General features: G+C 66.6%; 11 protein-coding genes. 9 read left to right on the forward strand and 2 right to left on the reverse strand.

Going from position 1 to position 15,139, the window contains the following annotated elements; genetic code table 11:
• The first annotated feature begins 22 nt into the window (after positions 1 to 22).
• From IFT60_RS12435 to IFT60_RS12460, 6 genes are all read left to right on the forward strand, one after another.
• Positions 23 to 1,468 carry an aldehyde dehydrogenase gene (locus IFT60_RS12435; protein WP_192052300.1) on the forward strand — a complete coding sequence of 482 codons (1,446 nt, stop codon included), beginning with the start codon at positions 23 to 25 and terminating at the stop codon, positions 1,466 to 1,468.
• 12 nt (positions 1,469 to 1,480) lie between these two features.
• Positions 1,481 to 3,346, forward strand: coding sequence for a feruloyl-CoA synthase (locus tag IFT60_RS12440; protein WP_192052301.1), 1,866 nt, complete (start codon positions 1,481 to 1,483; stop codon positions 3,344 to 3,346).
• A 33-nt stretch (positions 3,347 to 3,379) separates the two neighbouring features.
• On the forward strand, positions 3,380 to 4,546 hold the full coding sequence (locus IFT60_RS12445) for an ABC transporter substrate-binding protein (RefSeq protein ID WP_192052302.1): 1,167 nt from the start codon (positions 3,380 to 3,382) through the stop codon (positions 4,544 to 4,546).
• Positions 4,547 to 4,644: 98 nt separating this feature from the next.
• On the forward strand, positions 4,645 to 6,378 hold the full coding sequence (locus IFT60_RS12450; protein WP_192052303.1) for a tannase/feruloyl esterase family alpha/beta hydrolase: 1,734 nt from the start codon (positions 4,645 to 4,647) through the stop codon (positions 6,376 to 6,378).
• Positions 6,379 to 6,761: 383 nt separating this feature from the next.
• Positions 6,762 to 7,124: a DUF4148 domain-containing protein gene (locus tag IFT60_RS12455; RefSeq protein WP_192052304.1), complete on the forward strand. Its 363-nt coding sequence runs from the start codon at positions 6,762 to 6,764 to the stop codon at positions 7,122 to 7,124.
• A 96-nt stretch (positions 7,125 to 7,220) separates the two neighbouring features.
• Complete coding sequence (locus IFT60_RS12460; protein ID WP_192052305.1) at positions 7,221 to 7,715, forward strand: MarR family transcriptional regulator; 495 nt, start codon at positions 7,221 to 7,223, stop codon at positions 7,713 to 7,715.
• A 137-nt stretch (positions 7,716 to 7,852) separates the two neighbouring features.
• Here IFT60_RS12460 and IFT60_RS12465 read toward each other — a convergent pair whose 3' ends face one another.
• On the reverse strand, positions 7,853 to 8,737 hold the full coding sequence (locus tag IFT60_RS12465; RefSeq protein WP_192052306.1) for an alpha/beta hydrolase: 885 nt from the start codon (positions 8,735 to 8,737) through the stop codon (positions 7,853 to 7,855).
• A 111-nt stretch (positions 8,738 to 8,848) separates the two neighbouring features.
• Between IFT60_RS12465 and dalD the strand changes: the two genes are divergently transcribed.
• Entirely contained in the window at positions 8,849 to 10,252 is a 1,404-nt protein-coding gene (dalD, locus tag IFT60_RS12470) for a D-arabinitol 4-dehydrogenase (RefSeq protein WP_192052307.1), read from the forward strand.
• A 290-nt stretch (positions 10,253 to 10,542) separates the two neighbouring features.
• On the opposite strand, the gene IFT60_RS12475 is transcribed toward dalD, so the two are convergent.
• Positions 10,543 to 11,283 (reverse strand): alpha/beta fold hydrolase, encoded by a 741-nt coding sequence (locus tag IFT60_RS12475; protein WP_192052308.1) that lies wholly within the window; start codon positions 11,281 to 11,283, stop codon positions 10,543 to 10,545.
• Positions 11,284 to 11,455: 172 nt separating this feature from the next.
• Between IFT60_RS12475 and IFT60_RS12480 the strand changes: the two genes are divergently transcribed.
• Together IFT60_RS12480 and IFT60_RS12485 are read left to right on the forward strand one after the other, a co-directional pair.
• Positions 11,456 to 12,853 carry an FAD-binding oxidoreductase gene (locus tag IFT60_RS12480; RefSeq protein ID WP_192052309.1) on the forward strand — a complete coding sequence of 466 codons (1,398 nt, stop codon included), beginning with the start codon at positions 11,456 to 11,458 and terminating at the stop codon, positions 12,851 to 12,853.
• Between the two features lie 58 nt (positions 12,854 to 12,911).
• A complete protein-coding gene (locus IFT60_RS12485; RefSeq protein WP_192052310.1) occupies positions 12,912 to 15,131 on the forward strand; it encodes a TonB-dependent receptor in 2,220 nt (739 codons plus the stop codon).
• The last annotated feature ends 8 nt before the right edge of the window (positions 15,132 to 15,139 follow it).

The following is a 15,139-nucleotide window of genomic DNA, read 5'->3' on the forward strand; positions in this document are numbered from 1 at the left end:
ATCGACATAGAGGAGACCTCTGATGTTCCAAGCAGACCTGCTGTTGAACGGCCAGGCCACGGCCGCATCGAACGGCGCCACCTTCGAGCGCCGCAATCCCGCCACCGGCGACGTCGCCACCCGCGCCGCCGCCGCCACCCTGGACGACGTCGACGCCGCGGTGCAAGCCGCGCAGGCGGCCTTTCCCGCGTGGTCGACGCTGGCGCCGGGCGCGCGGCGTTCGCTGCTGCTGAAAGCCGCCGACAAGATGGAAGCGCTGCGCAGCGAGTTCGTGGAAGCGGCCGTCGCCGAATGCGGCGGCGCGCCGATGTGGTACCAGTTCAACGTGACGCTGGCGGCGAACATGCTGCGCGAAGCGGCTTCGATGACGACGCAGATCGCCGGCGAAGTCATCCCCTCCGACGTCCCCGGCTCGCTGGCGATGGGCGTGCGCCAGGCCTGCGGCGTGGTGGTCGGCATCGCGCCGTGGAATGCGCCGATCATCCTCGGCACGCGCGCGGTCGCGATGCCGCTCGCCTGCGGTAACACGGTGATCCTGAAAGCGGCCGAATTGTGCCCGGCCCTGCACCGCCTGATCGGCCAGGTGTTCGTCGATGCCGGCTTCCCGGAAGGCGTGGTCAACGTGATTATCAATGCGCCGGACGATGCGGCGCAGGTGGTCGAGCGCCTGATCGCCGCGCCCGCCGTGCGCCGCGTGAATTTCACCGGCTCGACCAAGGTCGGGCGCATCATCGCCCAGACCGCGGCCAAGCATTTGAAGCCGGTGCTGCTGGAATTGGGCGGCAAGAACCCGGTCGTGGTGCTGGACGACGCCGACCTCGATGCGGCCGTGGAAGCGGCGGCCTTTTCCGCCTTCTTCAACCAGGGCCAGATTTGCATGTCGGCCGACCGCATCCTGGTCGACCGCAAGATCGCGCCTGCCTTCGTGGAAAAGCTGGCCGCCAAGACCGCGACCCTGAAAGCCGCGCGTACGGACGCGCCGCTGGCCGGCATGGTCGATCCGAGCGCCGCCGCGCGCGTGGAGAAGATGCTGGAAGACGCACGCCAGCGCGGCGCGAAAGTCACGCAGTCGGGCGTCAGCGTGGATGGCAACATCATGCAGCCGGCGATCGTCGACGACGTCACGCCGGAGATGCTGGTGTACCAGGAAGAGTCGTTCGGGCCGATCGTCTCGGTGCTGCGTTTCGACTCCGACGAGGAAGCGATCCGCATGGCCAACGACAGCGAATACGGTCTGTCTTCGGCGGTGTTCTCGCGCGACATCGGGCGCGCGATGGCGGTGGCGCAGCGTATCGAATCGGGCATCTGCCACATCAACGGCCCAACTGTGCACGACGAGGCGCAGATGCCCTTCGGCGGCGTGAAAGGCAGTGGATACGGGCGCTTCGGCGGCAAAGCGGCGATCGCCGAGTTCACCGACCTGCGCTGGATCACGGTGCAAACCACGCCACGCCACTTCCCGATCTGAATGGGAGCCGCCATGAATGAGATTTCGATGGCGGCGAAGGGTGCAAATGCGGCAAAGCGGCGCCAGGTCGCCCTCGGCAATCCCGAGGTCGCGGCCTGGCAGGAAGACGGCGTCTGGCACGTCGACGCCATCACGCCGCTCGCGCCCTTCCCTGCACGCTTCACCGACCGCCTGGTGTCGGGCGCCAAGGAGCATCCGGAGCGCACGCTGGTCGCGCGCCGTGGTCCTGACGGCGAATGGATCCGCCTGTCGTACGCCGACGTGCTGCAGAGTGCGCGCCGCATCGGCCAGGCGCTGCTGGACCGCGGCTTGTCGGAAGAGCATCCGCTGGTGATCCTGTCCGGGAACGACCTGGAACACTTCCAGCTGGCGCTGGGCGCGATGTATGCCGGCATTCCGTATTCGCCGCTGTCGCCGGCCTATTCGCTGGTGGCGACCGACCCGGCCAAGCTGCGCGACCTGATCGAACAGTTGACGCCCGGCGCCGTCTTCGCCTGCGACGGCACCGTGTTCGGGCGCGCCATCGAGGCGGTACTGCCGGCGGACGCGGAACTGATCGTCGCGCGCGGCGAAGTGGCGGGCCGTGCGGCTACAGCCTTCGACGCGCTGCTGGCAACCGAACCGACGAGCATCGACGCGCGCAACGCGCAAGTCGGGCCGTCGACGATCGCCAAGTTCCTGTTCACCTCGGGCTCGACCAAGAAGCCGAAGGCGGTCATCACCACGCACCAGATGCTGTGCTCGAACCAGCAGATGCTGCTGCAGACCTTCCCCTTCTTTGGCGAAGAACCGCCGGTGCTGCTCGACTGGCTGCCCTGGAACCACACCTTCGGCGGCAGCCACAACGTCGGCATCGTGCTGTACAACGGCGGCACCATGTACCTCGACGACGGCCGCCCGACGCCGAAGGACTTCGCCACGACCTTGCGCAACCTGCGCGAGATCGCGCCGACCGTTTACTTCAATATTCCCGTCGCCTGGGAGATGCTGGCCGAAGCGCTGGAAACGGACGACCAGCTGGCGCACACCTTCTTCTCGCGCGTCAAACTGTTCTTTTGCGCGGGGGCCGGGTTGTCGCAGGCGGCCTGGGAACACCTCGATGCGGTGGCCTTGCGCCGCTGCGGCGAATCGATCCGCATCATGACCGGCCTGGGCATGACCGAAACCTCGCCCTCGTGCACCTTCGGCACCGGGCCGATCAGCCGCGCCGGCTATGTCGGCGTACCGGCGCCGGGCTGCAAGGTGAAACTGGTGCCACTCAACGGCAAGCTGGAAGCGCGCTTCCACGGGCCGCACGTGACGCCCGGCTACTGGCGTGCGCCGCACCTGACCGCCGAAGCGTTTGACGCCGACGGCTACTACTGCACCGGCGACGCGCTGCGTTTCGTCGACGACGCCCATCCGGAACATGGCTTCATGTTCGACGGCCGCATTGCCGAGGATTTCAAGCTCAGCTCGGGCACCTTTGTCAGCGTCGGCCCGCTGCGCGCGCGTGTCATCAGTCAGGGCGCGCCATTCGTGCAGGATGCGGTGGTGACGGGCCTTGACCGGCATGCGATCGGCCTGATGGTCTTCCCGCGCATGGACAACTGCCTGGCGCTGGCCAAGCTCCCGGCCGGGACCCCGGCGGCCGAGGTGCTGGCGAGCGCACCGGTGCGCGACTTCTTCAGGCAGCTGCTGGCGACGCTGAACACGAACGCCAGCGGTTCCTCGACGCGGGTCGAACGCCTGCTGCTGCTGGCCGAGCCGCCCTCGATCGATGCGCGCGAGCAGACCGACAAGGGCTCGATCAACCAGGCGGCGGTCTTGAGCCGGCGCGCGGCGCTGGTCGATGCGATGTACGACGGCACGGAAGCACAAACGATCGTTGCAGCATAAAAAACGTAGCACATATAACGACAAGGAGACAGCATGAAACTGAAGACCCTCGCCTGCATGACCATGGCAATCCTGCCTTTCGCCAGCGGCGCCGCCACCGCCCAGGACACGATCAAGATCGGCGTCATCGCCGCCCTGACCGGCCCCTTCGTCAACATCGGCAAGCCCTTCGAGGACGGCATCAAGACCTGGATGAAACTCAATGGCGACCAGGTCGCCGGCAAGAAGATCCAGGTCATCTACCGCGACGATGGCGGCAGCAACGTCGAGCTGTCCAAGCGCGCGGCGACGGAGCTGATCGGGCGCGAGAAGGTGGATTTCCTGATCGGCTTCTCGCTGACGCCGAGCGCGCTGGCAGTCGCCCCGGTGGCCACGCAAGGCAAGGTGCCGATGATCGTCATGAACGCGGTCACCACCGGCATCACGGCGAAGTCGCCCTACATGCTGCGCACCTCGATGACGATGCAGCAGATGACCGAACCCTTCGGCACCTGGACCGCGCAGAACAAGATCGGCAAGGTGTATTCGCTGGTCTCCGACTACAGCACCGGCCACGACGCCGAAAAACTGTTCGCCAAGGGCTTTACCGAAGGCGGCGGCAAGATCGTCGGCTCTTCGCGCACGCCGTTGGCCAACCCGGATTACTCGCCCTTCGTGCAGCGCGCCAAGGACGAGAAGCCGGACGCACTGTTCTTCTTCGCGCCGGGCGTGGAAGACGGCATTGGCCTCTTGAAAGCCTACAGCGACAAGGGCCTCGACAAAGCCGGCATCAAGTTCCTCGGGGTAGGCGACATGACGAGCGATTCGCCGACGCTGGAAGCGCTGGGCGAACGCGCGATGGGTGCGGTCACGGTGCTGAACTACTCGACGGCGCTGGACAACGACGCCAACCGCACCTTCCTGAAAGGCTATGCGGATGCCAATCCGAACAGCAAGCCGCCTACTTTCGTGACCGTCGCGGCCTACGACACAATGGGCATGATCTACGAGACCATCAAACGCCTGAACGGCAAGGTCACCGGCGAAGCGGCCGTCAAGACCCTCACCGGCATGAAATGGAACAGCCCGCGTGGTCCGATCAGCATCGATCCGAAGACGCGCGACATCGTGCAGAACATGTACATCCGCGAGGTCAAGCGCGTCAACGGCAAGCTGGTCAACCAGCCGATCAGTACGCTCAAGGATGTGAGGCCGGACTAAATCGTCCAGTATTGCGTAATCCCGCGGCCCGCAATGGGCCGCGCTTTCCAGCCGCATCCATCGTCACCCATCTGTTACCTGCAGAGGAGTAGTCACGCATGCATACCCTGAAATTCACCACCCTGGCCGCCATCGCCGCCCTCGCCCTGGCCGGCTGCAGCGACAACGACAATGACCACGGTCCCGTGGTCGCGCCCCTGCCGCCGGTCCAGCCGGCGCCGCCGATTCCGCAACTGGCGCCAGCAGTCGGCGCCACGCTCGGCGCTTGCGAGGCGCTGGCCAGCCGCATCACTTATCCGGAAGCGGTGATCACCAGCGCGACCTCGATCGCGGCGGGCACATTGACCATCGCCGGCAAGCCGGTCGGCCAGCACTGCCTGGTCACCGGCCAGCTCGCGCGCCGTACCAGCCCGGTCGACGGCCAGGCGTATGCGATCGGCTTCGAGATGCGCCTGCCGCAGAACTGGAACGGGCGCTTCTTCTACCAGGCCAATGGCGGCGTCGATGGCAGCGTGGTCACCGCCACCGGGCCGGTGGGTGGCGGCGGTCCGCTCGACAATGCGCTGAACCAGGGCTTCGCCGTCATCAGTTCCGACGCCGGCCACCAGGCGCCGACGCCCTTCTTCGGCATCGACCCGCAGGCGCGCCTCGACTACGGCTACCAGGCGGTCGGCAAGCTCACGCCGATGGCGAAGAACATCATCCAGACGGCCTACGGCAAGGGCCCGGACCGCTCGTACATCGGCGGCTGCTCGAACGGCGGGCGCCATGCGATGGTGGCGGCGGCGCGCTATGCCGACCAGTACGACGGTGTCCTGGTCGGGAATCCGGGCTACCGGCTGCCGCTGGCGGCGCTGGCCAACATCGCGGGCGGCAAGACCTATGCGTCGCTGGCCTCGACGCCGGGCGACCTGACCACCGGCTTCACCCAGGCCGAACGCGCGCTGGTGTCGAATGCGGTGCTGGGCAAGTGCGATGCGCTCGACGGCGCGGCCGACGGCCTGGTGCAGGACACGGGCGCCTGCCAGAAAGCCTTCGACCTGAACCGCGACGTGCCGACCTGCAGCGGCGCTCGCAACGGCAGCTGCCTGAGCGCGGACCAGAAGACCAAAATCGCCGGCCTGTTCAGCGGGGCCAAGACCGAGAGCGGCGCCACGATCTACACCAGCTTCCCGTGGGATGCGGGTTTGGCAACCGCCGGCTGGGCCAGCTGGAAGTTCGGTGCGCCGATCGACCGCGATTCGGGCGCCGTCGCCTTCATCTGGTCGGTGCCGCCGTTCGACCGGGCCACCTTCAACGGCCGCGATTTCGTCCTGAACGCGAATCTGGACGCGCTGCTGGCGCGCATCAACGCCACCAGTTCCACCTATCCGGAAAACGCGATGTCCTTCATGACGCCGCCGAACGCCAGCAACCTGGGCACGCTGAAGAACCGCGGCGCCAAGATGATGGTGTACCACGGCACCAGCGATCCGATCTTCTCGAGCAACGACACCACGGTCTGGTACGAGCAGCTGCGCGCCGCCAATGGTTCGGATGCCTCGAACTTCGCGCGCTACTTCCCGGTGCCGGGCATGAACCACTGTTCCGGCGGCCCCTCCACCGACCAGTTCGACATGCTGACACCGCTGGTGAACTGGGTCGAAAAGGGCCAGGCGCCGGACAGCGTGACGGCCAGCGCGCGTGGCGCGGGCAATGCCGGCGGCGTGAATGGCGACTTGCCGGCGGGCTGGTCGGCGTCGCGTACGCGGCCGCTGTGCGCGTATCCGAAGGTGGCGCGCTATAACGGGAGCGGCAGCGTGGAAGATGCGGCGAATTTCAGCTGTCAATAACGGCATCACACCGAGGTGTTGGCTGTAGCGTAACGTAGGGTGGGCTCTCGAGCCCACGCGTCTGCAGCGCGTGCTCGCCGCGATGCTTCACGCGATGCATCCGTCCGCACCGTTGGTACGATTTGCATCTGCGCTCATGCTTGAGACGCGTGGACTCGGGAGCCCGGTGAACCCGTCGTTGAGGCCATTGGCTTCAACGACCCCATACGGTGCGCTACGGCCCCGGACTTCTCTCCATGCCTGCGTTTTTCCCCCAACTACCAAACTGAATGTTCCTACTAAACGGTTTTGGGTCATTTGCTTCACTAATGTACTATTCAGGAGTAAAATTAATCCCATGGCGCCAATTGTGGCGCGTCACCGCTTAATTTCAGGAGCATTCCATGTTCACCAAAGCCCTCATCCCCGCCCTCCTCGTCGCCCTGCTCGCCGGCTGCGCTTCGACGAATGTCGCGCCGACCGATCCGGTACGCGCTCGCGTCGTCGCCGAACTCGAGCAGGCACGCAAGGACGGCACCTACCCACCGTCGGAAGCCAATTATGTGTATCCGAACTGGGTGAAAACCGCGAATCCCGCCGGCGTCATCATGACCGATGGCCACGTGGCTGACCGGGCCACCAAGTCCAGCGTACCTGCCGCGGCAACCAGCACCACGGCCACGACGCCTGCGGTCGCCATCATGACCGATGGCCATGTGGACGCCGAAGCGGCGCCGGCGACCGTCAAGGGCGGCGCTGCACAGTAAGGCGTGTGTCGCCTGGCAACCGCGTCCGGCGACCGCGATACGCTACCGTCCGGCTGCCGACACGGTTACAATCTGGCATTTCATGCGGGAGCGTCCATGAGCGAATTCGAACCGACGGAAAAACGATTGCGCAACATCCAGGCACGGGTGCCTGATTTTCCGTTCGAGTCGATCCTGCTGGTCCGCCTCGGGCACCACCTGCAGAAGCAGCTGCGCGACCGCACCAATGCGGCGCTCAAACCGTATGAACTTGCCGACACCGGCTATATCGTACTGGCGATCCTGTACGGCAGCCCCGATGAAACCTCGACGGCATCGGAGCTCTCCGAAGCCTGCAGCGAAAAGCCGGCGAATTTGACCCGGGTCTGCGACGACCTCGCGGCGCGCGGCCTGATCGAACGCGGCACCCGTGCCGGTGACCGCCGTACCGTCCTGATTTCCCTCAGCGCCAAGGGGCGCGAATTGATTGCGCAGGCGCTGCCGGATGTGTCGGGAAGGCTTAGTGAGGCGTATGCGGGGTTCGACAAGGCGGAGTTGAGTCAGTTTGCGGGTTTTTTGGCGCGGGTGCTGGCCAATTTGGATAAGGGCTAGTAGGGTGGGCTTTGCCCACGCGGTACAGCGCTCGAACGTTCGCAACGCATGCCGGGTATGCGAAGACACGAAAAACGGCCGTGGGCGGAGCCCACCCTACGGACCGCGCCTGGCATCCAGCTCCATACTATTCACTTTCAATCGCGCCAGAGCCAGCGTAGCGTTTCGGGCAGCAGCGCGCCGCCGTGTTTCAGCGAGTGGCCGCCCTCGCCGGTCACCAGCCGGTGGTCATAGCCGCGGTAGGATAGCGCCGCCGCCATCGCGCGGTTCGCCAGCAGCCAGTCGCCGAACAGGATGTCGAGATCGTGGGTTCCGCTTTGCAGGAACACGCGCAGCGGTTTCGCGTCCTCGCGCCGGATGCGGCCCGGCCACGCGTCGCCGCCGCGGATGGCGACGAAGCTGCCGCAATGGGTCAGCACCTTGCCAAAGGCGTCCGACCGCTCCCAGGCGGCGTTGAAGGCGCAGTGTCCGCCCGAGCTGATGCCGGCGATCGCGCGCCGCGCCGGGTCGTTTGACACCCGGTAGCCGGCCAGCGCCTCGGGCAGCAGTTCGTCGAGCAGGAAGCGTACGTAATCCGGACCGGTGGCGTCGTATTCGACACTGCGGTTGCCCGGTCCACCGTACACCGGCAAGCCGGGGCCGATCTCGCCCGGTTCGATAAACACGGCGATAGTGACCGGCATGCTGTCGTCGTCGATCAGGGCGTCGAGCACGCGCGCCGTATTCGCCTCCGGGCCGAGATAGTGCGCGCCATCCTGGAACACCATCAGGCAAGCCTCCATGCCGTCGCGGTACTGCTGCGGCACATACACCGCGTAGTTGCGCTCCATGCCCGGGTAGACAATCGACGAGACATGGCGCGCATGCGTCAGGCGGCCCACGGGGACGCTGGGCGCGATCACCGGCGCTACATAGGGCTCGTCGACGCTGATGCTGGCCGCGAAGCGGGCGATGTCCCGCTGAGGCATGCCGGGCATTCGCTCGCGCAGCATGTTATGCAAGGGGTTGTCGTTTTCATCCATGTATCGCCTCGTGTGGTGGAAAATGTATCACCTGTCATACAGGTTAAGATAAGATTGGCAGAGATTTCTGGAAATCACAAGCTATCCCTTACTACCTATCCGACAGGCGCCATGCACACACCCGTCAACGTCATTCTCCACCTTGGACTGGGCGCCTTTCACCGCGCCCACCAGGCCGCCGTCCTGCAAGACCTGCACGAGCGCGGCGATCGGCGCTGGGCGATCGTCGCCGCCAACATCCGGCCCGACCCGCTGGACGTCAGCGCGGCGCTGGTCGCGCAGGACTGCGTCTACACGCTGGAGACCGTCGATCCCGCCGGCCGCTATGCCTATCGCAGCATCGACGCCATCGCGCAGGTGCTGCCGTATGTGCCCGGCCTGGCCGCCGTAATCGCGGCCGGGGCTGACGCCGCGACCCGCATCGTCTCGTTTACGGTCACCGAAGCCGGCTACTGCCTGGGGGCGGATGGCCGGCTGGACCCAGCGTTGCCGGAAGTGCGCCAGAACGTCGAAGCGGCGCGGCGCGGGGAACCGGGCACAATCATCTATGGCGTGCTGAGCGCGATCCTGCGTGCGCGCCGCGCCGCGGACGCTGGTCCCATCACGCTCCTTTGCTGCGACAACCTGCGCCACAACGGCGACCTCGTCCGCGCCGGCCTGTCCGACTTCCTCGGCCTGGCCGGCGACCACGACCTGCTGGCGTGGGTGCAGGATCACGCCAGCTTTCCGAACTCGATGGTCGACCGCATCACGCCGCGCGCCGCGCCCGAACTGCGCGCACGCGTGCTGGCCGCGACCGGGCGCGACGACGCGGCTGCCGTGATGAGCGAATCCTTCCTGCAGTGGGTGATCGAAGACGATTTCCGCAACGGCCGCCCGGCCTGGGAAGACGTCGGCGTGGAACTCGTGACCGACGTCGCGCCGCACGAGGAAGCCAAGATCCGCATCCTGAACGCCAGCCACAGCGCCATCGCCTGGGCCGGCACGCTGGCCGGCTACCGCTACATCCACGAAGGGATGCGCGACGAACGCATCCGCGCGCTGGTGCACGATTACGTGACCGGCGCCGTGTTCGACTGCCTGCGTCCGAGCCCGGTCGACCTGGAAGCCTACCGCGACAGCGTGATCGCGCGTTTTTCGGGCGACGCGATCCGCGACACCAACGACCGGGTGCTGGCCGACAGCCTGGCCAAGCTGCCCGGCTTCATCGTGCCAACCATCCGCGAACGCATCGCGCGCGGGCTGGCGCTGGACGCCGTGGCGCCGCTGCCGGCGCTATGTCTCGCTTTCCTGTGCCGCTGGCAGGCCGGCGTGGTGCAGGCCGATTACCGCGATGCGGCGCTGGATGCGGGCTTCCTGCAGCGTGTGTGCGGGCAGCGCGACGTGGTGGCGGCGTTTTGCGCCGAGGCGGCGATCTGGGGCGAGCTGGCGGGGTCGCCGGTGCTGGTGGCGGCGCTGAGGGTGGCGCATGAGCGGGTAATGGCGCTGCTGCATGCGCCGAACCAGGGAAGCTAACGATGCTGCTTGCGCCGCGTGGCGACAGGTCGCGGCCAACGACATGGGGACGTGCGTACCGCGTGGGCGGAGGGCCGCCCACCCTACAAAGTCGCCCTAGAGGGATAACGATTCGCGTCGGGCATACCCGTAGGGTGGGCGGGTCTCCCGCCCACGCGTTCAACGCACGGCTGCAAACCACGGTACGACCATGCATCCGCTGGTTGAACGCGTGGGCGGCACCAAAGCCACTGGAACACTAACAACCGGGTATAGCCGCCCACCCTACATCCTGCTGCACACGGCGCCGATTACGCCAGCAGCACCCGCTGCGCGAACGCGTTGACCAACGCGGCGTACTCGCGGCTGCGGCGCAGGCTGACGCCGTGTTCGGCGCCGGCGAAGCGGTGCACCGTGGCCTGGCGCGCGGCGGCGACGTAGTGCGCTTCACCGCGCACGTGGTTCTTGTCGGCGTCGCCGTTGATGAACATGGTCGGCTGCGCGATCTGCGCCAGCTTGCTGCGAAAGTCGACGCCGCGCAGCGCCGCCACCGCCTGCGGAAAAACCTTCAGGCTCATGCCCGCCGCCAGCGTATTGTCCGCATCCTCGTCCGACATGCCGAATTCGCGCAGGGTGGCCGGCATCTTGCGCGCCAGGAGTTTGTCTTCCCCATATAACGCGATCAGCACGCGAAACAGCATGGCGTTGGCGATGTACGGCAGGGTCGGCGCACCGATGAATTCATGGCTGGCGCCGCCCAGCACCAAACCCTTGAGCCGGTCCTGCGGCAGTGACGCGGCGGCCGCCTGCGACGTGTAGCTGCCGAGCGAGTCGCCGGCCAGGATGAAGGGCGCATCGCCGAGCGAGCGCGCAGCGGCAAGCACGGTGTCGACACCGCCCTGCAGCGTGTACGGCTCGCTGCGGCGGGCGCCATGGCCCGGCAGGTCGGGCGCCAGCACCTGCAGGCGCAGGTCGATCAGGCGCCGGACGGGGTCCCACGAGCGCCCGTTGAGCGTGGCGCCGTGGACAAGGATGACGGCTGGCTGGGTCATGGAAGTCTCCGATTGGTTTTTATAAACATATCATACAGGTCTAGTGCCAACACAAGAATTTGTGGCAGCAACGCCGACATGTCGCGTAAAACCTATACAACATGTTTGACAGGTTAAAAACCCGGGCGTATTCTCGATTGCACTGAGGATCAGTTGCCAACAAGGATAAAAAATGACTTCGAGACACCCCCTTACTTCCCTCGGCACGGTCGATGCCGTCGTCGCTCCCCTGCAGGCACGCTTCGGCGACCGCGTCAGCGTCGCCCGCGCAGTGCGCGAACAGCATGCGCGCGGCGAGGGCCTGGCCACCAGCCTGGCGCCGGACCTGGTCGTCTGGCCGCTCGACAAACAGGAAGTCTGCGCCATCCTCGCCCTGTGCAACGAGCACCGGGTGCCGGTGATCGCGTTCGGCGCCGGCAGCTCGCTCGAGGGGCACGTCAGCGCGCCGCACGGCGGCGTGTGCATCGACATGTCGCGCATGGACGCAGTGTTGGCCATCAATCCGGAAGACAGCGATTGCGTGGTCCAGCCGGGCATCACGCGCGAAGCGCTGAACAGCCACCTGAAAGGCACCGGCCTGTTCTTCCCGGTCGATCCGGGCGCGAACGCCACCATCGGCGGCATGGTGTCCACGCGCGCCTCGGGCACCACCACGCTGCGCTACGGCTCGATGGCGCACAACGTGCAGTGCCTGGAAGTGGCGCTGGCCGATGGCCGTCTGGTCAAACTCGGCAGCCGCGCGCGCAAATCCTCGGCCGGCTACGACCTGGTGCACCTGCTGACCGGCTCCGAAGGCACGCTCGGCGTCATCACCGAAATCACGCTGCGCCTGCATCCGCTGCCGACCGAAGTGGCGGCCGCTAGCTGCGCCTTCCCGACCCTGGGGGCGGCGGTCGATGCGGTGACCGAACTGTCGATGTCGGGCGTGCCCTTTGCGCGCATCGAATTTTTGGACGAGACCCAGGTCCGCGCCTGCAACCTGCATTCGCAACTGGGCCTGGCCGAACTCCCGACCCTGTTCCTCGAATTCCACGGCACGCCGCTGGCGGTGCAGGAACAGGCCGAACTGGCGCAGGAAGTGGCGGCCAGCCATGGCGGCACCGGGTTCGCCTGGGCCACCCGTCCCGAAGACCGTTCGCGCCTGTGGCATGCGCGCCACCTGGCCTATTTCGCCGCCCTCGCCCTGCGTCCGGGCTGCGTGAGCGTGGTGGCCGATATCTGCGTGCCGATGTCGGCCCTGGCCGAGAGCGTGGCGCAGGCGCGCGCGCTGATCGACCAGGAAGGCCTGGTGGCGCCGATCCTCGGCCACGTCGGCGACGGCAACTTCCACGTGCTGTTCATGCCGATGCCGGACAAACCGGAAGAACACGCCGCGGTCGACCGCGTGTATGCGGCGATGATCGAGCGCGCGCTGCTTGTGGGCGGCACCTGCACCGGCGAACACGGCATCGGCATGGGCAAGAAGAACAAGCTGCTGCTCGAATACGGCGGCGAGGTCGTCGACCTGATGCGCACCATCAAACACGCCTGGGACCCGAACGGGATTCTGAACCCGGGCAAGATTTTTTAGATTCAGCAGTACCGAAGCATATAAACACTATAAATCCATAAAAATATTGGAGACACATATGCACCACGCACCTGCCTTTTCCCGCACCGCCACCGCAGCCGCGGTATCGCTCTTCTGCGCCCTGACTTCGCTGTCGGCCCAGGCCCAGACCCAAGCATCGAACACCGACGAGCGCATCGAAAAGGTGATCGTCACCGCGCAAAAGCGCGAGCAGGCGGCGCTCGACGTGCCGGCCTCGGTTACCTCGGTCAATACCGACCAGCTCACCCGTGACGGCAAGGTGCGCCTGGAAGACTACGTGGCGCAGGTGCCGGGCATGTCGCTGTCCTCGTTCCGCCAGGGCTTCACGCAGGTGGCGCTGCGTGGCATCACGACCGGCGTCAACCAGTCGGCGTCGACCACCGCCTTTTATATCGACGAAGCGCCGATCGGCTCCGTGAACGCCTACGCCGCCGGCAGCGCGGTCACGCCCGACATCGACCCGGCCGACCTGCAGCGCGTCGAAATCCTGAAGGGACCACAAGGCACCCTGTACGGCGCCGGCGCCATGGGCGGGCTGGTGCGCTACGTCACCTCCGCGCCCGACTACCGCAAGCTGCGCGGCAGCGTCACCCTGGGCGGCAACAGCGTGCGCGACGGCGGCAACGGCAAGACCGCGCGCGCTTCGCTCAACATGCCCTTCGGCGAACAGAACATGGCGCTGCGCGTGTCCGCCTTCAGCCGTACCGATGCCGGCTACATCGACCGCACCGATGGCCGCGAGGACGTCAACGAAGCCAAGGTCGAAGGCGGCCGCGTCGCCTTTAACTGGATGATCAATCCGGACTGGAAGCTATCGGCCTTCGCGCTGACGCAGAAGGTGAAATCGCAAGGGAACGGCCTGGTCGACGTCAACCCGGTCTCGCTGGCGCCCCTGTACGGCGAGCTGAAACAGCGGCGCTTCGCGGAGGAGCTGTCGTCGGCGCAGCTCGACGTGGCCAACCTCACCATCAACGGCCACCTGGGCGGCTTCGACCTCGTATCCTCGACCACGGTGCAAGACGTCGACGCCTCGCAAGGCCTGGACGGCACCTTCGGCTACGGCGTGGCGCTGGGCGCCGCCTTCGGCATCCCGGACCTCGGCGTCTCCTATGCCCAGGGCACCACCACCCACCGCGTCTCGCAGGAACTGCGCCTGCGCGCGAACGCCTTCGACGAAAAGCTCGACTACGAAGCCGGCGTGTACTACACCAAGGAAGACAACACCAACCGCATCCCCGGCTTCCGTCCGTTCTCGACCACCACGAATGCCACCTACCCGCTGCCCTCGATCGTCAACGCCGCGATCGACACCAGCTACAAGGAGTACTCGGTATTCGCCAACGCGACCTATGCCCTGACGCCGCAGTTCGACCTGATGGCCGGCATCCGCCATGGCAAGGACGACCAGGTGTATGCCCAGGATTACAGCGGCCTGCTGGTGGGCCCGGTGCCGGTGCGGATCGACGCCGGTTCGACCGAGCGCAAGACCACTTACCTCGCCAGCGCGCGCTACAAGCCATCGGCAGACGATGCGCTGTACGCGCGCGTGGCGACCGGCTTCCGTCCGGGCGGCCCGAACGCGGTGCCGCCGACCAATGCGACGCTGGCGCCCTTCACCTTCGCACCCGACACGCTCACCAGCTACGAGCTGGGCTACAAGTCGATGATGGATGGCGGCCGCGTCTCGCTGGAAGCGGCGCTGTTCGCCACCAAGTGGAAGGACATCCAGATCCAGACCAGCGCCGCCGGCTTCAACTTCATCGTCAACGGCGGCGCCGCCACCAGCCGCGGTGCGGAACTGTCGCTGTCCTACTTCCCGATGGCCGGCCTAGCGCTGCGCGGCGCGCTCGGCTACACCGACGCCAAGCTGACCGAAGACGCACCGGCCGCCGGCGGCCTCGATGGCGACAAGCTGCCCTTCGTGCCGAAGGTGACGGCTTCGCTCGGCGCCAACTACCGCTGGGCGGTCGGCGCCGGCTGGGCCGCGTACGCCGGCGGCACCGTCAGCCACACCGGTGAGCGCCGCTCGGACTTCAGCGAGCGCGCCGCGCGCGACGTGCCGGCCTACACCACGCTCAACCTCTCGGGCGGCATCGAGAACGCCAACTGGCGCCTCGCGGTCTATGCGAAGAACGTCAACAACAGCGACGGCATCACCTTCCTCAAGTCGCAAAGCCTGACGCCGGCAGGCAGCCCGTTCGGCGCCGGCGTGATCGCCCCGCGCACGATCGGCGCCGACCTGACCTACCGCTTCTGAGGCGCGGC

This window comes from Massilia sp. CFBP 13721, from assembly GCF_014842025.1.
Lineage (GTDB): Bacteria > Pseudomonadota > Gammaproteobacteria > Burkholderiales > Burkholderiaceae_D > Telluria.